Consider the following 20,353-nt stretch of genomic DNA (forward strand, 5'->3'; position numbering starts at 1 on the left):
TGATATATTGATACATAATCGCTTTAAATTACGAAAGTGAAATTTATTTTCACTCTATCATATAAGGGGGTAACATAAATGAGATATTTAACAGCCGGAGAATCACATGGACCACAGCTTACAACAATCATTGAAGGTGTACCTGCTGGTCTGGAATTAACTTCAGAGGATATTAACCTTGAACTTGCTAGACGCCAAAAAGGTCATGGCAGAGGAAGAAGAATGCAAATTGAAAAAGACCAAGCAAAAATTGCAAGTGGTGTTAGACACGGTAAAACACTTGGTTCTCCAATTGCATTAGTTGTTGAAAACAATGACTGGAAGCACTGGACTAAAATCATGGGTATTGAACCGATAACGGACGAAGAGGCGGAAGATATCAAACGTAAAATTACTCGTCCGCGCCCTGGACATGCAGACCTTAATGGAGCCATTAAATATGGGCATCGCGATATGCGAAATGTTCTAGAAAGATCTTCTGCGCGTGAAACAACAGTGCGAGTTGCAGCTGGAGCTGTAGCTAAAAAATTCTTAGCTTCCTTAGGAATCCAGATAGCTGGTCATGTCCTTGAAATTGGTGGCATTCGCGCTAAGGATGCTGCATATTCAAGCATAGAAGAATTAAAAACAAAAACGGAAGAATCACCAGTAAGATGTCTCGATGAAGAAGCTGGCTTACAAATGATGAACGCAATTGATGAAGCAAAGAAAAATGGTGACTCAATTGGTGGAATCGTGGAAGTCATTGTAGAAGGTGTGCCTGTTGGACTTGGAAGCTATGTTCATTATGACCGAAAGCTTGATTCTAAAATTGCAGGGGCAATGATGAGTATTAATGCCTTTAAAGGTGTTGAATTTGGTATTGGTTTTGATGCAGCAAGAATCCCTGGAAGTCAAGTTCATGATGAAATCATTTGGGATAAAGAAAATGGATATCAGAGACGAACAAATAACTTGGGCGGATTTGAAGGTGGAATGACAAACGGTATGCCAATCGTTGTTAGAGGTGTCATGAAGCCAATTCCAACTTTATATAAGCCGCTTAAAAGTGTCGATATCGATACAAAGGAAGTATTTGAAGCAAGTATTGAAAGATCTGATAGCTGTGCAGTACCTGCCGCTTCAGTCGTTGCAGAAGCTGTTGTAGCATGGGAAGTTGCAAATGCGATTATTGAACAATTTGGACAAGATAGATTTGATTTAATTCAAGAGAATGTAGAGAAAATGCGTGAGTATTCGAGGGATTTTTAATGGACAAGTTTACTATTGCTACAAAATCGAAAACATATCCAATGTACATTGGGGCTGAAATTATTGATCAACTTCCCCAGGTGATGCAGGATACATGTAAATCGGTGTCAAAGGTGCTCGTCATAAGTGATGAGTCTGTTGCAGCACTTTATTTAGATAAAGTGACGGGCATCCTTAAGCAACAGTATGCTGAGCCATTATCATTTATCATTCCTTCTGGAGAAAGGGCAAAATCTTTTGATATGTATTATCAATGTCAGACTTATGCCTTAGAAAAAGGATTAGATCGTTCCTCAGTGATCCTTGCACTAGGTGGCGGTGTGGTTGGGGATTTGGCTGGTTTCGTTGCAGCAACATTCATGCGTGGCATCCCGTTTATCCAAATTCCTACTACATTACTTGCCCATGATAGTGCCGTAGGTGGCAAGGTTGCAATAAATCATGAACTTGGTAAGAACATGATTGGCGCATTTCATCAACCGAATGCGGTTCTATATGATATTGATTTAATGAATACATTACCTAAGGAAGAGCTTCGCTCAGGTTTTGCCGAAGTCATTAAACATGGTCTCATCTGGGATCCAGAATTTTATCAATGGCTTACAGAGGAAATTTCATCATTGGATGACCTAAAAGGTGAAAAACTCCAATATGCTGTATTAAAGGGTGTTGCTGTAAAAGCAAAGGTAGTTTCAGAGGATGAGCAGGAAAAAGGACTTCGCGCCATCTTGAACTTTGGCCACACTCTAGGTCATGCTATTGAAGCAGAGTCAGGCTATGGGAAGATAACACATGGTGATGGCGTTGCAATTGGGATGATTTTTGCATTGAAGGTAAGTGAAGAAATCTTTCAGGTAAATCTAGCTTCTGAAAAGATAAGAGAATGGTTTCGTTTATTTGATTTTCCGACTGCCATACCTGACGGATTAGATCGTGTAAAGCTTCTTGAACGTATGAAGCATGATAAAAAAGCGACTTCTGGAAAAGTGAAAATGGTCTTGTTAAAAAACATCGGAGAAACTGTTAGTCAAGATATTGAAGACGAGCAATTACTTCGTTTCTTGAGGGATTTTAAATAAGAGCAGCCAGGCAAGAAGGAGGGGCGAAGATGATAAGGGGAATACGTGGTGCTACAACAATTGAAAATAATAATAAACAAGAGATATTAGCTGCAACTGAAAGGCTTTTACGTGACATGATTTTGGAAAATAAGATTGAAGCAGATGATGTTGCACAAATTGTATTTTCTGTAACAGATGATATTGACGCAGCTTTTCCTGCTGCCGCTGCAAGACAAATTGATGGTTGGGCATTTGTTCCAGTAATCAGTATGAGAGAGATTCCGGTTCCAGGATCATTGCCAATGTGCATTCGTGTAATGATGACAGTGAACACATCCACCAAACAAGAGGAGATCCAACACATCTACCAAGGTGGAGCCGTTGTACTTAGACCAGACCTTTCAACCGTCAAAGGTAATAATTAAAAAGACTCATTGACAAAAGTGCAATGCATACGATAAGATAATGAAAATAGTTAGAGTTTAGTAAGTTTTCAGTTTAGTTAAGAGATTAGTTTAGGGTAGATGAGAATGAGAGAGTTTAGCCGAGGTTAGCAGAGTTTATAAGGTTTACTTCTACCCAAGGATGCGTATGTGTCTTTGGGTTGTTTATTTTTATCACTTTTTAAAAAAGTGATTCCAATTTTTACATACCTCCTAAACCTCATTCTCCATATTAACTTTATTTAGTTGGGTTTACCCAACTAAATAAAATTAAAGCCTCCGGCGGATGCCACAGATTTTTAAAGGAAATTTTTCGAGCATACTCGAAAAAATCTGGGCGCAAATACGCCAAGGCGCATTTAATTATGGAGGAGTGAGCCGATTGAATACGTATAATTTTTCCTCGTTTGCGTCCGATGCTAAGCAATACCGGACAATTCCGATCGTCAAGCGTTTCTTAGTTGATACGTTGACACCCATTCAAATTTTTCAAAACTTAAAAAACGAAGCATCTTTTCTGCTTGAAAGTAAGGACCATGAATCTGATTGGTCTAGGTATTCATTCATTGGCCTGAAGCCATTTCTGTTTATGGATGAAAGTAACGGTCTCTATTATGTAAAAAACGAAAATCAGCAAAGCTTGGTAAAAAAACCAACAATGAAAGATGCGTTTAATTGGATCAAAGATTATCTGGTCTTAAAACCGCTTGATATCGAAATTCCCTTTTATGGAGGGGCAGTCGGGTATATTGGCTATGATGCCATCTCAACCTTTGAAAAGGTAGAAGAACACTCAAACAATGATTTAAATATGGAGCGCTACCAATTTTTCTTTTGTGAAACAATTTTGGCATTAGATCATCAATCACGTGAATTGATTGTCGTTCACTTTATTCGGTTAAATGGCGGTGAAGATGAACGGATTCAAAAAGCTGTTTACGAACATGCCCATTCAAAGATCAATATGTATTTGTCACGAATCATTCAAAACAAAGAACAAAGTGAAATGCTATTACTTCCAAAATTACATGAAATCCCGAATGTGACAGATATAAAGACGAACTTTGAAAAACAGGATTTCCTAGATGCGGTTGATAAGATTAAAGACTATATCACCGCCGGAGATATTTTTCAAGCAGTGTTATCGCAGCGTTTCGAGATTCCTGTTTCGGTAAGTGGTTTTCAACTATACCGTGTTTTAAGGATGGTTAATCCTTCACCTTATTTGTTTTATATCAAAATCAATGACATTGAGATTGTCGGGAGTTCTCCTGAACGTTTAATTAAAATTCATCAAAAGCATCTGGAAATACATCCGATTGCAGGTACAAGACGGAGAGGGAAGACGAAGGAAGAAGATGAGCTACTCGCGACTGAATTGCTGCAAGACGAAAAAGAGAAGGCAGAGCATTATATGCTGGTTGATTTAGCGAGAAATGATATTGGAAGAGTATCAACGTTCGGATCCGTTAAAACACCTGTACTAATGGAGATTGGTCGGTTCTCACATGTCATGCACATTATCTCAAAAGTAACTGGCGAATTAGATGAGAAAATTGACCCATTAGATGCATTACTTGCAGCTTTTCCAGCCGGCACTGTATCCGGAGCACCTAAAATTAGAGCAATGCAAATTCTTTCAGAACTTGAGCCAACAGCGCGAAACTTATATGCTGGCGCGATTGCATATATAGGATTTGATGGAAATATTGATTCATGTATTACAATTCGGACAGCAATCATCAAGGATGGTATTGCCTATGTCCAATCAGGAGCAGGTATTGTCGCCGATTCGGTTCCTGAACATGAGTGGATGGAGACAGTTAACAAAGCAAGTGCCTTAATTCAAACAATCCAATTGGCTGAAGAAGCTTTTAACATTATTCAGCAGTGATTTGCCGAATAATGTTAAAAGCCTCCGGCGGATGCCACGATTTTTCAAAGGAAATTTTTCGAGCTTGCTCGAAAAAAATCGGGCGCAAATACGCCAAAGCGCATTTGATTAAAGAGGAGGATATTCATGTTTAAACAACTTTTAAATAAATGTATTAACGGAGAGGTTCTATCTGAAGAGGAAAGCTACCGAGTGATGGACGTGATTATGTCTGGAAATGCAACTGCAAGTCAAATAGCAAGTTTGCTTTCAATTCTTCGTTTTCGCGGGGAAACGGTAGATGAAATCACTGGCTTTGCAAGAGCGATGAGAGAGCATATGATGCAACTGGATTATGAAAGCGATCATGTCATTGATACATGCGGAACAGGCGGGGACGGTGCTTCTACTTTTAATATATCGACTGCATCAGCAATTGTTGTTTCATCTTTAGGTATTAAGGTAGCAAAGCATGGAAATCGAGCGGTTTCTTCAAAAAGTGGGAGTGCCGATGTTTTAGAGTATTTAGGTGTGGATATACAATCTACCGGGGAAGAAGCAAAAGAAGCGTTAAACAAACGAAATATGAGCTTCTTGTTCGCACCGATCTACCATGCAGCGATGAAGCATGCGGTTACACCAAGACAGGAAATCGGATTTCGAACAATCTTCAATCTGTTAGGACCAATGGCAAACCCCGCAAGATGTAAAAAACAGGTATTGGGTGTCTATTCAATTGATTACGCCGAAAAGATGGCGCAGGCCCTCGGGAAGCTTGGTTCTGAACATGTTTTATTTGTCTCAGGCAGGGACGGACTTGACGAGTGCAGTATAACAACTGAGACAGATATTGTGGAATTAAAAGATGGTGAGATTACAAGATTTGTGCTCTCCCCTGAGGATTTCGATCTTCCACGAGGAAACATGAATGATATCCAAGTTTCTTCTGTGGTTGAAAGTGCAAATCTGTTGCGTGATGTTTTGTATAGTAACGCTAATCAAAGTGCAACGAATATTGTGTTATTAAATGCGGGAGCTGCCATTTATATTTCAGGACGAGTAAACAGCATTCGTGAAGGTGTTGAGCTGGCAAGAGAAGCAATTGTTACTGGAATTGCAAGAAGTCAATTTGAACAACTAAGAAGTTGTGAGGTGGAGTACTTTGCTAAATAAAATACTTGAACAAAAGAAAATAGAAGTGGAAAACATCAGTTATCCGGAAATAGATTGTGAGGTTAAAAGAAAGTCATTATATGACGCTCTGGCTAACCCAAATCGTTCAATTGGCATCATTGCTGAAGTGAAAAAGGCATCACCCTCAAAGGGTGTAATAAGGGAGGATTTTCATCCTGTCTTGATCGCAACTGAGTATGAGGAAGCGGGTGCGGATGCCATATCTGTGTTAACAGATGAACCATTTTTTCAAGGTTCAATAAAATATTTAATGGATATTAAGAAAAAAGTAAACATCCCGGTGTTACGAAAGGATTTTATTGTTGATGCAAAGCAAATAGGGCAAAGTGAAAAAATTGGTGCAGATGCTATTTTGCTTATTGGTGAAGCGTTAGCGCCTAATCAATTACATGAATATTATTGTGAGGCCTACGAAAGAGGCTTAGAGTGTTTAGTTGAAGTTCATTCCCGGGAAACACTGGAACAGGTTTGCACCCGCTTTACCCCAAAAATTCTGGGGGTTAATAATCGAAACTTAAAAATATTTGAAACATCCATTATTCATACAGATGAAATCGCAAAAAATGCTCCTTCGGATAGTCTTGTCGTAAGTGAGAGTGGAATTCACACTCCACAAGATATTAGGGACATCATTCAATATGGTGCAAAGGCAGCATTAATCGGAGAAGCTTTTATGCGTGCGAAATCCCCTGGAATCGGGATTAAGCAAATGTTTGGAGAGGTTCCATATGCCAGAACCACTCATTAAATATTGCGGGAATAAATCTCTTCGGGATGTACAGGTGGTTGCAAAGAGTAAAGCCCACTATATCGGTTTTATCTTTGCAAACAGTAAGCGTAAGGTAAGTCCATCGGATGTAAATAAGTGGCTGAGACAAGTGGATATACGGGATAAAAAAACGGTCGGAATCTTTGTAAATGCAGAACTAAAAGAAATCGAAGAAGTATTAGCAAAAGTGCCTTTATCCGTTATTCAATGCCATGGAACAGAGTCAGTTGATTTTATTAAACAAGTAAAAAACAAAACTAGCTTACACGTATGGAAGGTGATTCATCATAACGAGCAAGGTCTTCAGATGATGAAAGAGTTTGCTGGTGTTGCTGATGGATATGTCGTTGATACCAAGGTTGCGAATATTTGGGGTGGATCTGGTATTTCATTTGATTGGAAGTCCATCCCTCTCTATCAGCATGAAGCAAGAAAACAGCGTGTTCCCTGCTTCATTGCAGGCGGAATCGGTCCTGACAATATCGAAAATCTTCTTCACTATGATATTGATGGATTTGATATTTCTAGTGGAATTGAACTTGATGGTAAAAAAGATCACATCATCATACAAACTATAGAGAAATGGGTGGATACATGTGTTGAACGTACCAAATAAAAATGGCAGATTCGGAGATTTCGGCGGTAAGTTTGTTCCGGAAACCTTAATGATGCCTTTAGAAGAAATCGAAGCGGCGCTAGAAGACGCGTACCATGATGAGGAATTTCACAATGAATATATTCGTATCTTAAAAGAATACTCAGGCAGACCAACAGCACTTACATATGCTGACCATTTAACGAAACAACTAGGTGGAGCAAAAATCTATTTGAAGCGTGAGGACTTAAACCATACAGGAGCCCATAAAATTAACAATGCAATTGGTCAAGCTCTTCTTGCAAAAAGAATGGGAAAGAAAAAGATAATTGCAGAAACGGGAGCGGGTCAGCATGGTGTAGCTGCCGCGACAGTAGCAGCTAAATTTGGATTGGAATGTAAGGTCTTCATGGGTGTAGAGGACATTGAAAGACAAAAGCTTAATGTATTCCGAATGAAACTTTTAGGTGCTGAGGTGATCCCGGCTACTAGTGGTAACCAAACATTGAAGGATGCTACAAATGAAGCAATACGTTACTGGGTGCAGCATTGCGAGGATCATTACTATATGATTGGTTCAGTTGTAGGTCCACATCCATATCCGAAAATGGTGCGTGATTTCCAGCGAATCATTGGTGATGAAGCAAGGGAACAATTCCTAAATCGAGAAAATGAACTGCCAACTGCAGTTGTTGCCTGTGTAGGCGGCGGCAGTAATGCAATGGGCATGTTCTATCCGTTTTTAAATGATGATGTTCGCTTAGTAGGTGCTGAGGCTGCTGGTAAGGGTGTTGATACTTCCCTGCATGCAGCGACAATTACAAAAGGTACAAAAGGTGTTATTCACGGATCGCTCACCTATCTTCTTCAGGATGAGCACGGTCAAATCACTGAGCCATATTCCATATCTGCCGGACTGGATTATCCGGGAGTTGGACCTGAACACGCCTATCTTTCTGATAGTGGACGAGTTAAATATGAAAGTGTAACAGATAAGGAAGCACTTGATGCCTTGCAAATGCTAACTCGTGTGGAAGGAATTATTCCGGCAATTGAATCTGCACATGCGATAGCAAAAGCAATCCAAATGGCAAAAGAAATGTCACCAGAAGAATCGATTCTCGTTTGTTTGTCTGGTCGTGGTGACAAAGATGTCCATTCACTGATGACATACCTAGAAGAAGGAGGGGCTACTAATGAACACAACCTTTACGAACCGATTGCCCAAAGCTGAAAAGCTATTTATTCCATTTATCGTTGCAGGTGATCCACATCCAGATGTGACTATTGAAATTGCACTTTCTTTGCAGGAGGCGGGCGCTTCCATCCTTGAACTAGGGATTCCATATTCAGATCCATTAGCAGATGGACCTGTGATTCAAAGAGCCTCAGCGAGAGCATTAAAAAATGGAGTCACATTGAAAAACTCGATGAATCTTGTATCAAAAATGAGAAAAAAAGGATTGAAAATTCCTGTTATTATCTTTACCTATTTCAATCCTATGCTACAATTAGGAGAAGAAAACTTTTTCGCTTTAGCGCGACAAAATGGTATAGACGGATTACTTGTTCCAGACCTTCCTTTTGAAGAAAGTGAAGACCTTAGAAGAAGATGTGAGAACGAAGGATTGAAATTTATTTCTTTAGTTGCTCCAACTTCTTCGAGTCGAATTGAAAAAATCGCTTCACATGCCCAAGGATTCCTGTATTGCGTGTCGTCCCTTGGTGTTACAGGGGTTCGAAATTCTCTTAATAATGAGGTATACTCATTTTTACAAGAGGTAAAACGCCATAGCGATAATATACCTGTGGCGGTTGGGTTTGGTATCTCTAATTCTTCCCAAGTAGAAGTACTTAAGGACCATTGTGACGGGGTTATCATGGGAAGTGCCCTAATCCAAAAGATTGAAGAACTTCTGCCTGAATTAGAAAACGAAGAAACAAGAACTGCCGCCTTATACCATTTTAAAAATTTTGTAAGTGATGTATTGCTTCCTATAAAACATTAAGAGGTGTAGCTTCAGATGAATGTCAAGGAACAGTTATTGGATTTAAAACCCTATCAACCGGGAAAACCGATTGAAGCAGTGAAAAGGGAATTTGGATTAGAAAAAATTGTGAAATTAGCATCAAATGAAAATCCATATGGATGCTCAGAAAAAGCAAAGGAAGCGGTAAAAAACAGCTTAGATTCATTTGCAATTTACCCAGATGGCTATGCAACCGAGTTAAGAGAAAAGCTTGCACAGCATTTAGGTGTTGATGGTAAACAGCTTCTTTTCGGTAATGGCTCTGATGATGTCATTCACATTATTACAACGGCATTACTTGCCCCCGGGAAAAATACAGTAATGGCGAATCCATCATTTTCTCAGTATAAGCATAATGCGATTATTGAAGGGGCTGAGGTTCGTGAGGTTGAGTTAATTGATGGCCATCACGATCTTGATGGAATGCTTGGGCAAATAGATGGGAATACGGAAATCGTGTGGGTTTGCTCGCCGAATAACCCGACAGGAGTGTATGTGAGTTCAGAAAAACTGCATGCCTTCTTAAAACAGGTTCCAAGCCATGTCCTCATTATTATGGATGAGGCTTATTATGAATTTGCAGCTGGTGAACAGGATTATCCAAATACAGTTGGTCTATTGAATGATTATCCGAATCTACTTATTTTACGAACTTTCTCGAAGGCATACGGACTTGGTGGACTTCGTGTTGGTTATGCCATCGGCAATCATGATTTTATCAATAAAATTGAACCTGTTCGTCAGCCGTTCAATTCCAACCGCGTTGGTCAAATTGCAGCATCTGCAGCATTAGATGATCAAGAGTTCATTGCTGCATATGTTGAAAAAAATAAAAAAGGTCTGCAGCAGTTCTTCACATTCTGTGAGGAAAATCATCTATCTTATTATCCATCATTCGGAAATTTCATTTTGATCAATTTTGAACAGCCAGGTGATGATGTATTTCACTATTTGTTAGAACGAGGTTTCATTGTTCGCTCGGGGAATCCATTAGGCTATCCAACTAGCGTTCGAATTACAGTTGGTACAGAAGAACAGAATAGTGAACTTATAGCGTTACTTACAGAAATGCTAAAAAATCAAAAGAACTAAGACTGTGGGGGTTCATGCGTAACCCCCATTCCGTGTTTTTTATATTCGGTGGTGATGAAATGAAGGCTAACGTGCTAGTGATAGGACTGGGCTTAATTGGCGGTTCAATTGCACTTGCGATAAAGAAAGAACATCCTGAAGCAACCATATATGGTTTTGACAGTAATAAAGAGTCATCACTACTCGCAAAAACATTGAAAGTAATTGATGAGGCCGTATTTGAGCTTAAGGATGTCGTACCTGCATGTGATTATATTTTTATTTCGGTTCCAGTCAAACAAACCATTGACATTATTCATGAGCTGAGCACTTATGAACTCAAAAAAGATGTTGTAGTGACAGATGTTGGAAGTACGAAACAACAAATAGTTCAAATTGCAGATTCGATTTTTGGTAATCTTGGTGTATCCTTTGTTGGCGGTCATCCGATGGCCGGATCGCATAAAAGCGGGGTTGTTGCTGCGAAGGAACATTTATTTGAAAATGCTTTTTATATTTTTACCCCACATAATGAGTCGGTTTCAAGTAAATTGGCTGTTGAACAGTTAAAAGCTTTATTAAATGGAACAAAAGCAAATTTTGTGATCATGACTCCGGAAGAGCATGACCGTGTTGCTGGTGTAATCAGTCATTTTCCACATATTGTTGCAGCTAGTCTTGTTCATCAAGCGCAAAAATATGACCAGGAAAACGAGCTTGTACGTCCATTGGCAGCAGGAGGATTTCGTGATATTACTAGGATTGCCTCTAGCAATCCCTCCATGTGGCGTGATATATTAGTTCAAAATCGGAATGTATTACTGGACCTTTTTGATAAATGGATCGACGAAATGGAGCAAATCCGGAATTTTGTGGCAAGTGGCAACGAGGATCATATTTATGATTATTTTATGGACGCCAAAAATTTTCGTGATGGACTTCCTTCACGTACAAAAGGTGCTATTCCATCCTTTTATGATTTATATGTAGACATTCCGGACTATCCAGGTATTGTTTCAGAAATTACCGGGCTTCTTGCGCAGGAGAGAATTAGTATCACAAATATCAGAATCATTGAGACGAGAGAAGAAATATATGGAGTTCTAAGAATTAGCTTCCAAAGTGACGAGGATCGAATGAGGGCTAGAATTTGCATTGAAAGTAAAACCAACTATGGTACATATAATGGATAAGGATAACTAGTTTGCTAGGAGTGGTATTATGGATACACTGAAGCTTCGTACAAATATTGAAAGCTTAGATGGTTCAATTGATATTCCCGGGGATAAATCGATTTCGCATCGTTCGATTATGCTTGGAGCGATTGCACAAGGAAAAACGATTGTGGATAACTTTTTGCTTGGGGATGATTGTTTAAGTACGATCAGTTGTTTTGAAAAATTAGGTGTAAAAATTACATTGGATAAGGATCATGTTGAGATCGAGGGAGCTGGCTTCGATGGGCTGCGTGAACCTGCTGAGGTATTAGATACCGGCAACTCAGGAACCACCACTAGATTAATGGTGGGTCTTCTTTCCGGTGTGCCGATTCATTCATGCATGATTGGGGATGAATCAATTGCAAAAAGACCGATGAAACGTGTGACTGAGCCACTAAGGCAAATGGGGGCTAAAATCGATGGAAGAGAAGACGGAAATTTTACCCCGTTAGCAATTCGTGGCGGCTCATTAAAAGGAATTGACTATTTGTCTCCAGTAGCAAGTGCACAGGTAAAATCCTCAATCCTTTTAGCTGGTTTACATGCGAACGGCTTAACTTCTGTTACTGAGCCTCATAAATCGAGAGACCATACTGAACGAATGCTGCGTGCCTTTGGATGCGAGGTTGAGGAGGAAGGGCTAACAGTTAGACTAACTGGTGGTCAAAAGCTAACAGGCACAAATATTCAAGTTCCCGGAGATATTTCCTCTGCTGCATTTTTCTTAGTTGCAGGGGCGATTGTGCCAAACAGCCGAATTACGTTAAGAAATGTTGGAATGAACCCAACAAGAACAGGGATCATTGATGTTTTAATTCAGATGGGAGCCCGCCTTGAGATTGAAAATGAACGAATCAAAAATAATGAACCTATTGCTGACTTAACCATTCAGACCTCTGAATTAAAAGGGATTGAAATTGGGGGAGATATCATTCCTCGTTTAATTGACGAAATTCCAGTTATTGCATTACTAGCCAGCCAAGCACAAGGAAAAACGGTTATCAAAGACGCAGCGGAATTAAAAGTGAAGGAAACGAATCGAATTGATACAGTTGTCGGCGAATTGTCTAAACTTGGTGCAGTAATTGAACCGACCGACGACGGGATGATTATTTTTGGTGAAAAGAAACAATTGACGGGTGGAGAAGTACATAGTCATGGGGACCACAGAATCGGTATGATGCTTGCTGTTGCGGCATGTATTGCGAATGGTGAAGTCTCTCTTTCAGATGCTGAATCCATTTCCGTTTCATACCCAAGCTTTTTTGAACATTTACATCAATTGATAGTTTGAAATGAATGGATAAAACCCATGGAAACGAAATTCCATGGGTTTTTAATCGTTTATTGCAGGTAACTATCATACATCCTCCACGTTTCGCATAGCTTGTCTTAAGAAGATTAACTTTATGAAATGAAATGCGAAAGGGGAGGTTTGATGCCATATATATTAGAAAAAGCGAATGTCTTAAAAGATGATAGGGTCGTTACATGCTCGATTCTTATAAAGAACCACCGTGTTGATTATATGAAAGAAAACCTCAAAAGACTTTCTTTCATGAAAACGAACTTATCACAATATTTATTAACACCTGGACATGTCATGATGAACTATAGCTTTACAAAGGAACATTCGTTTCAAAGCTTTAAAAAAGAAATGACTGAAAACTATTTGAAAAAAGGTTGTACAACCTTACTTGTTATGAGTGATGTTAAAAACGAAAATGAAATAGCCAATTCACTCAAGAACACCAGACATTTTTTATTAAATAGTCCTGTTGATTATTATGTAGGGATCCGAATTCCACTGGAAATCTTAACTCCATCTTTTCTCATTGCATGCAGGCGAAAAAAAATCCCAGCTATTATCGTAACAATAAAAAAAGTAGAGGATTTATACAAGGTGCCTTGGGGGTGGATTAGGGAATCCTATCATTCCTATCAAATTCCAATTATTCCAGAGTGGGAGACAAAAGAGAAATCCATGTTTGCTAGCAGTCGAAAGGAAACGATTTGGAGAGAAATCACCGAGGATAATCGAATTCCGACGATTCCTGTCTGCCCGAGTGAGGGTGAGCCTTTGTCCATTGATATGTTAAAAAAGATCGGGATTTACCCTGATAAAGGCGATATACGTGTGGGAGGGGAATTGGATTACAATCTTTATGAACATGATTCAATAAGCTATTCAGTTGATGAAAAGCCAACTCTCGATTATCATAATCTTATACCTACAATCACCATGCACAAGGGGAATTTTACAAAAGTAGATGCCAAGGTATACTTTCGTTCGGGCTTCGGTAATGAATGTAAAGTAAAAAAACCCGGTTTTTTTGTATCTTCCTACGATAAGGACGTATTGGTGAATGAGAGATAGATAAGAGGAGTTAATCATTCATGCATAGATTAGAGGATGCAATCCAGTTAGTTGAAGATGGAAATGTTGAAGAAGGACTCAAAGTTATAAAAAACCTTAGGGAACACTCAAATGATGATGAGAAATACACAATCGCTGAGAACTACTTTAAATGGGGTTTTGTCGAGGATGCAAAAGATATCATTGAAGAATTAATTTCCCGATACCCTGATGAAGGCGAGTTATTTGTTTTTTTAGCAGAAATTCTGATTGACCTAGATCAGGAAGAGGAGGCAATTGATATCCTCGAACAAATTGCCGAAGATGACCCGGTATACTTAGAATCTCTGGTGTTACAAGCTGATTTATTTCAAATGCAGGGTTTATATGAAGTCAGTGAGCAGAAACTCCTGCTGGCAAAGGCAAAATCAGAGGATGAAACAATCATTGATTTTGCATTAGCCGAATTGTATTCAAGCCATGGGGAATACAACAAAAGTATCCCTTATTATGAGAATGTTTTACAGGAAAGTGACGAAATAGCCGGTGTAAATGTCAACGCCCGAATTGCGGAAAGTTATAGTACAACAGGAAAATTCGAAGAAGCTCTTCCATACTATGAAGAATCCATCAAAAAACAAGAAGACAGCAACACCTTGTTTGGATTTGGAGTTACGGCCTATCAAGCGAAATATTATAAAAAAGCAATTGAAATTCTGGAGCGCCTTAAGGAACTTGATCCGGACTATGGAGCTCTTTACTTATATCTTGCAAAGGCATATGAAGAAGAGGCTAGCTTCGAGGAAAGTTTAAAAGTTTTATTAGAAGGACTTGAAGTGGAATCTTTAAATAAAGAACTTACTTTTTACGCTGGCAAAATATCGATGATGCTGGGTGATAAGGAAAATACGGAAAAATATCTGCGGGCAGCTGTGGGAATTGATCCAGGGTATGTGGAAGCAACTTTACAGCTTTCAAAGTTTTTACTGCGCGAAGAAAGATTTGAAGATGTTGTGGAATGTCTTGATTCCGTCATGAGCTATGGCGAGTATGACGAACAATTTGAATGGGATTTGGCCTACTCAAAAAATAAATTAGAACAATATTCGGATGCATTAAACCATTACCGTCGTGCATATACTTCTTTTAAAGAAACTCCAGAGTTTTTAGAAGAGTTTGGATATTTCTTAATGGAGGAAGGTAAACGACTAGAGGCAATTGATGTATTTAAAGAACTCCTAAAGCTTGACCCAATGAAGTACGAAATTGAAGCATTAATTTCAGAACTTGAGTAAGCAAGCTAAAATTTTCAACTTTAGAAGGATATTTTGATTTAAATGTTGAAGTATATCAGTAAAATATTCATTATTACTCAATTCTAGCAGAGGAGGGAAGAAAAAGATGGCCACCCCTGTATCTGTCAACGAGAAAAAAGACTTCATTCGCTGGTTTCTGAATAATTATCAGCTAAAAAGAAGAGAGTGTGTCTGGATTCTAAATTATTTAATGAGCCATGACCAACTCATGAAGAATGTCCATTTTGTTGAGCAAGCCCAATACTGCCCCCGAGGAATTATTATGTCGACGCATTGTGTTGATGATGTGCCATTCCGTTTTTATAAGGAAAATGTCATGACAACTGATGCTGAAAAGTCATTTCATGATATTCGACTAAACAGGGATGAAGAAATTTATATTCAACTTAATTTCAGATCCTCCTTCCATTCTCCGAATTATGTGGCTGTACTTGAAGAGAATCCTTATATGCCGAAACATCTTCAGGTGAACGAACAGGATAAAGAACTTGCGAAAAAGTTTCTTGAAGAATCCATTCATTTGTTTCAAAAGGAACATCTGTTAAAGCGAATTGATGATGCGCTTGACTTGCAGGATGAAACAGAGTTTAAAAGGCTGACTGAACAGCTTAAACAATTATAAATAGGGAGTTTGTTTCAAGGGGCTGACAGCGAGTCAGTCTTTTTTATTTGTCCCAAATATGGTATGGTAGTTTGGAAGTTTAGCTCTAAATACTACATAGAGTATCATTTGATTTTAGTACAGCAAATGGGAAAGGGAGCATACGAAATGAAATGGGTTACAAAGGATATGGATGTATACTTACAAGCAAGGGAATATGTGGATACAGCAGTTATTCCATTGATTCCAGTTTCGCTGGAAGGGGATTTGAAAAGCACAGTATCAATGGGAGAGTTCATAGCAATCCTTTCAAATGAAGTTGAACGGCAATTTAAAGGAAGAATCATATTATTTCCTGCCTTTACCTATTCAAATGGTGAAGGGCTTGAAATGGCATCAGGTCGTTTAAACCAATGGACAAGCGATTTAATTGACGGTGGTATGAAGCAAACGATTTTTATCACGTCTGACAGCAGCTGGAAACAAGTAGAAGCTGACTTGAATGGTTCGCTTATTTGGCTGCCAACCTTACCGCTTGAATATGTCGAAGAAAAATATAAGCAAACGATGCTACAGGATCAAATGAAACAACTTGTTACATTATTTACGAACATCTGGCAAAAATAACATATGAATTATGTAAGAATAATAAATGAGCGTTGTGCAATTTTCTAGTTAAAGATAAAAAAATTCCTTTCTTTTCCTAAGAAAGTCACATAGTTGCCATTGTTTCGGCAAATCCTATTATTGACCTGTACCAAATATTGATATATCATGAGAATGTCCTAGTTTTAAATGTGTACAATTATGTCCGGAGTGGACTTAGCTTAGCATAGAGGGGGGAAAAAAATGAGCGAGAATAAACAACGGGTTTCAAGACGTCAATTTCTAAACTATACCCTAACAGGTGTAGGTGGTTTCATGGCAGCAGGGATGTTAATGCCTATGGTCCGCTTTGCAATTGACCCATTACTTCAGCCTGAGGCTGAACATGACATGGTACAAGTAGTAAGTGTTGATAAGATTACAAAAGATCCACAAAAATTTGATTTTAAAGTAAATCAAGTTGATGCGTGGTACGAATCCGACGTTGCAAATTCAGCATGGGTTTACAAAAATGATAAGGGCGACATCGTTGCGCTATCACCAGTTTGTAAACACCTTGGATGTGCAGTTTCTTGGGCTGAAGATCCAGCTAACCCAGATCGATTCTTCTGTCCTTGTCACTATGGTTTATATGAAAAGGATGGTAAAAACGTTCCAGGTACACCACCGATGGGCCCATTAGATTTATATGACAGTCAAGTGAAAGATGGTTATTTATATTTAGGCAAAACAAAGCCAAATCCTGTAGGAGGAAAGTAATCAATGTTAAATAAGATATTTGATTGGGTTGATGAACGACTTGATATTACTCCTCTATGGGCAGATATTGCAGACCACGAGGTTCCTGAGCACGTAAACCCGGCGCACCACTTTAGCGCATTTGTTTACTGCTTTGGAGGACTAACATTTTTTATCGTCGTCATCCAAGTTCTTTCTGGTATGTTCTTAACAATGTACTATGTACCAGACATCATCAACGCATGGAATTCTGTCTACTATTTACAAAATGAAGTAGCGTTTGGACAAATTGTTCGCGGAATGCATCACTGGGGAGCGAGTCTTGTAATCGTAATGATGTTCTTACATACCCTGCGTGTATTTTTCCAAGGTGCTTATAAAAAACCGCGTGAGCTTAACTGGATTGTTGGAGTATTAATTTTCTTTGTAATGTTAGCTCTAGGTTTAACAGGTTACCTATTACCTTGGGATATGAAAGCGTTATTCGCAACAAAGGTTACAATTCAAATTGTTGAATCCATACCACTAATAGGGCCTTACGCAAAGACTTTAATTGCAGGACATCCTGAAATTATTGGAGCACAAACTTTAACACGTTTCTTTGCAATTCATGTATTCTTCTTACCAGCAGCATTATTTGGTTTACTTGCTGCTCACTTTATCATGATTCGTAAACAAGGTATTTCTGGTCCATTGTAGGATTAGGCTTACACTGATAAAAAATTTGTGAAAAACTCTTTTGAATGAAAATTCTCTAAAAAGGAGGGGACCGATTATGCATCGCGGAAAAGGTATGAAATTTGTTGGGGACTCCCGTATTCCGGTAAGTAATAAAAAGCATATTCCTAAGGATTACTCCGAGTATCCAGGGAAAACAGAAGCGTTCTGGCCAAACTTCCTATTAAAAGAATGGTTAGTTGGTTCTGTTTTCTTAGTTGCTTTTTTATGTTTAACAGCAGCACATCCATCACCATTGGAAAAAATCGCTGACCCGACCGCGTCAGGATATATTCCATTACCAGACTGGTATTTCCTATTCATGTATCAATTGATTAAGTATACGTATGCATCAGGTGACTTTAACATAATTGGTACGCTTGTTATTCCAGGACTTGCATTTGGAGCACTTTTACTTGCCCCATTCTTAGATCGTGGTCCAGAACGCAGACCATCTAAGCGTCCTATCGCAACAGGCATGATGCTTTTGGCATTTGCTGCAGTTGCTTACTTAACATGGGAATCTGCATCCCAAGTTGACTGGGAAGCAAGAGCTGAATCTGCTAAGATCGTAGCAGAAGCAGAAATTGATAAGGAATCTGAAGGATACTTGCTATACCAAGAAAAAGGTTGTATCGGATGTCATGGTGCTGACCTAGAAGGTGGCCCAGCAGGTAAAGCGTTAGTTGATAACGGACTATCACCTGAAGAGATTTCTGACATTGCACACAATGGTCAAGGGGCTATGCCTCCAGGTATGTTCGAAGGAACTGACGAAGAATTGCAGAAGCTTGCTGAATTTATTTCAAGCGTAACTTCCAAATAAATAAACAAAAGCTGACTTACGGGTCAGCTTTTTTCATTCATTTTTTTCTGTATCTTGACAAAGTAACCGCTTTTGGGAGAATCTTGAGTTAAGAAAAAAGGAAAGTTGGTACATAAGATGAAGTGGATTACATATTTAATGGGGCAACGCTGGGTGCTTTGGATTCTTTTACTTATTAATATCCCAGGTACTATTTACGGATATATTTGGTATGATAGCCAACTAAACATCACACCGCCAAAGTTTTTAATTTTTGTTCCAGATAGCCCAACAGCAAGTTTGTTTTTTTGCTTTGTTTTAATCGCGTTTTTGCTGAGGAAGAATTGGCCGCTTATAGAAGCATTGGCTATTGTAACCCTCTTTAAATACGGGATTTGGGCAGTGGTCATGAATATTCTTACCTATTTTGTCGATGGCTTAAACATTTATGGCTATATGCTCATTTTTTCTCACCTTGGCATGGCAATTCAAGGACTATTATATGCTCCATATTATCGCATAAAGCCGATTCATTTAGTGATTGCAGCTGTATGGACCTTACATAATGATGTAATTGATTACGTGTTCTTCATGATGCCAAGGTATAGAGATTTGGATCAATATATTCCGCAGATCGGCTACTTTACATTTTGGTTAAGCATGGTTTCCATCCTTATAACCTATCTGCTCTGTATTAAAAAGGATCGATATGAATTAGATCTTCGTTAAAAAATAGGTCTACTCTTGTCCACTCTATCATACATTTTAATAGATGTTTGAGGAGGGACAAGTATGAAAATTTCCAGAATAATATGCATTATTTGTTTTATAGTTATGATTTATCCTATATCCATAAACGCTACCTCCAACGAAGATAACTGGGAAAAACTAGATCAAATCTCTGATCAGGCCCTGCAAATGGTGAAGCAAGAAAGATACAAGGATGCAAAACAATTATTAACACATTTTTCAAATGAATTCCTAAGAATGAATCAGCGTGAACAAGCTTTTTCAATGGAAGAGCTTCGGATTATTTCGCTCACCCATGAGTCAGCCTTTGAAGCAGTTACGTCAACTTCACTCAGCTTTGAAGAGCGAATCAATCTCGTTACCCAATTTCGTTTGGTAGTGGATGCAATGAGGTCAGAGCATCAGCCGATGTGGACGCAGATGGAAGGTTCAATTATGACGACATTTGGGCAAATGAAGGAAACTGCCCAAAAAGAGAATCTTGAAACATTTAATCAGTTACTAACTATCTTTCTATCAAAATATAATATGATTCATCCGAGTATTACAGTAGATATCACACCCCAGGATGTTCAAAAAATAGACTCACATATTGCGTTTTTAGATACGTACCGTAATGAGGATTTAAAGGCAGCTACTAGATTACAGCAGCTTGAGCAAATGGAGTTGGATTTAAAAAACATATTTGAGCGAATGTCAGAGGATGACGCAGATCCTTCATTGATTTGGGTGATGATTTCAACAGGGGGAGCCATTATTCTTACATTAATCTATGTCGGTTGGAGAAAGTATAAAGGTGACAAGCAAAAACGCCAGAAACAAAGGGATTACGAAGATCGCTAACAGTGGGCAAAGCCCACTGTTTGTTTTTTAACGATTAAAAAGATAAGTATTTTGTAAGCAAGTCAATTGACATTGGAGGGTTCTCTAACTAAAATTATAAATATATTATAGTTT

General features: G+C 38.7%; 21 protein-coding genes. All 21 read left to right on the top strand.

Annotated features, from left to right (window positions below):
• Positions 1 to 78: 78 nt before the first annotated feature.
• The 21 genes from aroC to ypjB all read left to right on the top strand — a co-directional run bounded on the left by aroC (position 79) and on the right by ypjB (position 20,239).
• A complete protein-coding gene (aroC, locus tag LKW28_RS15450; protein WP_229141248.1) occupies positions 79 to 1,251 on the top strand; it encodes a chorismate synthase in 1,173 nt (390 codons plus the stop codon).
• Complete coding sequence (gene aroB, locus LKW28_RS15455; RefSeq protein WP_229141249.1) at positions 1,251 to 2,330, top strand: 3-dehydroquinate synthase; 1,080 nt, start codon at positions 1,251 to 1,253, stop codon at positions 2,328 to 2,330. The genes aroC and aroB overlap by 1 nt, the downstream gene beginning before the upstream one ends.
• Positions 2,331 to 2,359: 29 nt before the next feature.
• A complete protein-coding gene (gene aroH, locus LKW28_RS15460) occupies positions 2,360 to 2,737 on the top strand; it encodes a chorismate mutase (protein WP_229141250.1) in 378 nt (125 codons plus the stop codon).
• Positions 2,738 to 3,137: 400 nt separating this feature from the next.
• On the top strand, positions 3,138 to 4,649 hold the full coding sequence (trpE, locus tag LKW28_RS15465) for an anthranilate synthase component I (protein WP_229141251.1): 1,512 nt from the start codon (positions 3,138 to 3,140) through the stop codon (positions 4,647 to 4,649).
• A gap of 126 nt (positions 4,650 to 4,775) precedes the next feature.
• Positions 4,776 to 5,801 carry an anthranilate phosphoribosyltransferase gene (trpD, locus tag LKW28_RS15470; protein WP_229141252.1) on the top strand — a complete coding sequence of 342 codons (1,026 nt, stop codon included), beginning with the start codon at positions 4,776 to 4,778 and terminating at the stop codon, positions 5,799 to 5,801.
• Positions 5,791 to 6,570: an indole-3-glycerol phosphate synthase TrpC gene (gene trpC / locus LKW28_RS15475; RefSeq protein WP_229141253.1), complete on the top strand. Its 780-nt coding sequence runs from the start codon at positions 5,791 to 5,793 to the stop codon at positions 6,568 to 6,570. The genes trpD and trpC overlap by 11 nt, the downstream gene beginning before the upstream one ends.
• Positions 6,551 to 7,207, top strand: a complete 657-nt coding sequence (locus LKW28_RS15480; RefSeq protein WP_229141254.1) for a phosphoribosylanthranilate isomerase — start codon at positions 6,551 to 6,553, stop codon at positions 7,205 to 7,207. Before trpC ends, LKW28_RS15480 begins: the two co-directional genes overlap by 20 nt.
• Entirely contained in the window at positions 7,188 to 8,420 is a 1,233-nt protein-coding gene (gene trpB, locus LKW28_RS15485; protein ID WP_229141255.1) for a tryptophan synthase subunit beta, read from the top strand. The genes LKW28_RS15480 and trpB overlap by 20 nt, the downstream gene beginning before the upstream one ends.
• Entirely contained in the window at positions 8,383 to 9,195 is an 813-nt protein-coding gene (gene trpA / locus LKW28_RS15490; protein ID WP_229141256.1) for a tryptophan synthase subunit alpha, read from the top strand. The genes trpB and trpA overlap by 38 nt, the downstream gene beginning before the upstream one ends.
• A 15-nt stretch (positions 9,196 to 9,210) precedes the next feature.
• Positions 9,211 to 10,308, top strand: coding sequence for a histidinol-phosphate transaminase (gene hisC, locus LKW28_RS15495; protein ID WP_229141257.1), 1,098 nt, complete (start codon positions 9,211 to 9,213; stop codon positions 10,306 to 10,308).
• A 59-nt stretch (positions 10,309 to 10,367) separates the two neighbouring features.
• The gene (locus tag LKW28_RS15500) at positions 10,368 to 11,480 is read left to right on the top strand and encodes a prephenate dehydrogenase (RefSeq protein ID WP_229141258.1); all 1,113 of its coding nucleotides are present in this window, start codon (positions 10,368 to 10,370) and stop codon (positions 11,478 to 11,480) included.
• 28 nt (positions 11,481 to 11,508) lie between these two features.
• Complete coding sequence (gene aroA / locus LKW28_RS15505) at positions 11,509 to 12,801, top strand: 3-phosphoshikimate 1-carboxyvinyltransferase (protein ID WP_229141259.1); 1,293 nt, start codon at positions 11,509 to 11,511, stop codon at positions 12,799 to 12,801.
• A gap of 144 nt (positions 12,802 to 12,945) precedes the next feature.
• Positions 12,946 to 13,884, top strand: a complete 939-nt coding sequence (locus LKW28_RS15510) for a hypothetical protein (RefSeq protein WP_229141260.1) — start codon at positions 12,946 to 12,948, stop codon at positions 13,882 to 13,884.
• Positions 13,885 to 13,904: 20 nt separating this feature from the next.
• A complete protein-coding gene (locus LKW28_RS15515; protein WP_229141261.1) occupies positions 13,905 to 15,158 on the top strand; it encodes a tetratricopeptide repeat protein in 1,254 nt (417 codons plus the stop codon).
• Positions 15,159 to 15,264: 106 nt separating this feature from the next.
• Positions 15,265 to 15,801, top strand: coding sequence for a ReoY family proteolytic degradation factor (locus LKW28_RS15520; RefSeq protein WP_229141262.1), 537 nt, complete (start codon positions 15,265 to 15,267; stop codon positions 15,799 to 15,801).
• Positions 15,802 to 15,948: 147 nt separating this feature from the next.
• Positions 15,949 to 16,407 carry a YpiF family protein gene (locus LKW28_RS15525; protein WP_229141263.1) on the top strand — a complete coding sequence of 153 codons (459 nt, stop codon included), beginning with the start codon at positions 15,949 to 15,951 and terminating at the stop codon, positions 16,405 to 16,407.
• A gap of 222 nt (positions 16,408 to 16,629) precedes the next feature.
• Positions 16,630 to 17,145, top strand: a complete 516-nt coding sequence (locus tag LKW28_RS15530; protein WP_229141264.1) for a ubiquinol-cytochrome c reductase iron-sulfur subunit — start codon at positions 16,630 to 16,632, stop codon at positions 17,143 to 17,145.
• 3 nt (positions 17,146 to 17,148) lie between these two features.
• A complete protein-coding gene (gene qcrB, locus LKW28_RS15535; protein WP_229141265.1) occupies positions 17,149 to 17,823 on the top strand; it encodes a menaquinol-cytochrome c reductase cytochrome b subunit in 675 nt (224 codons plus the stop codon).
• Positions 17,824 to 17,899: 76 nt separating this feature from the next.
• Positions 17,900 to 18,667 carry a menaquinol-cytochrome c reductase cytochrome b/c subunit gene (locus tag LKW28_RS15540; RefSeq protein ID WP_229141266.1) on the top strand — a complete coding sequence of 256 codons (768 nt, stop codon included), beginning with the start codon at positions 17,900 to 17,902 and terminating at the stop codon, positions 18,665 to 18,667.
• Between the two features lie 117 nt (positions 18,668 to 18,784).
• Positions 18,785 to 19,375, top strand: a complete 591-nt coding sequence (locus tag LKW28_RS15545; protein ID WP_229141267.1) for a DUF1405 domain-containing protein — start codon at positions 18,785 to 18,787, stop codon at positions 19,373 to 19,375.
• 63 nt (positions 19,376 to 19,438) lie between these two features.
• Positions 19,439 to 20,239 carry a sporulation protein YpjB gene (ypjB, locus tag LKW28_RS15550; protein WP_229141268.1) on the top strand — a complete coding sequence of 267 codons (801 nt, stop codon included), beginning with the start codon at positions 19,439 to 19,441 and terminating at the stop codon, positions 20,237 to 20,239.
• The last annotated feature ends 114 nt before the right edge of the window (positions 20,240 to 20,353 follow it).

This window comes from Bacillus sp. REN16 (assembly GCF_020731355.1).
Classification (GTDB): Bacteria; Bacillota; Bacilli; order Bacillales; family Bacillaceae_L; genus Ferdinandcohnia.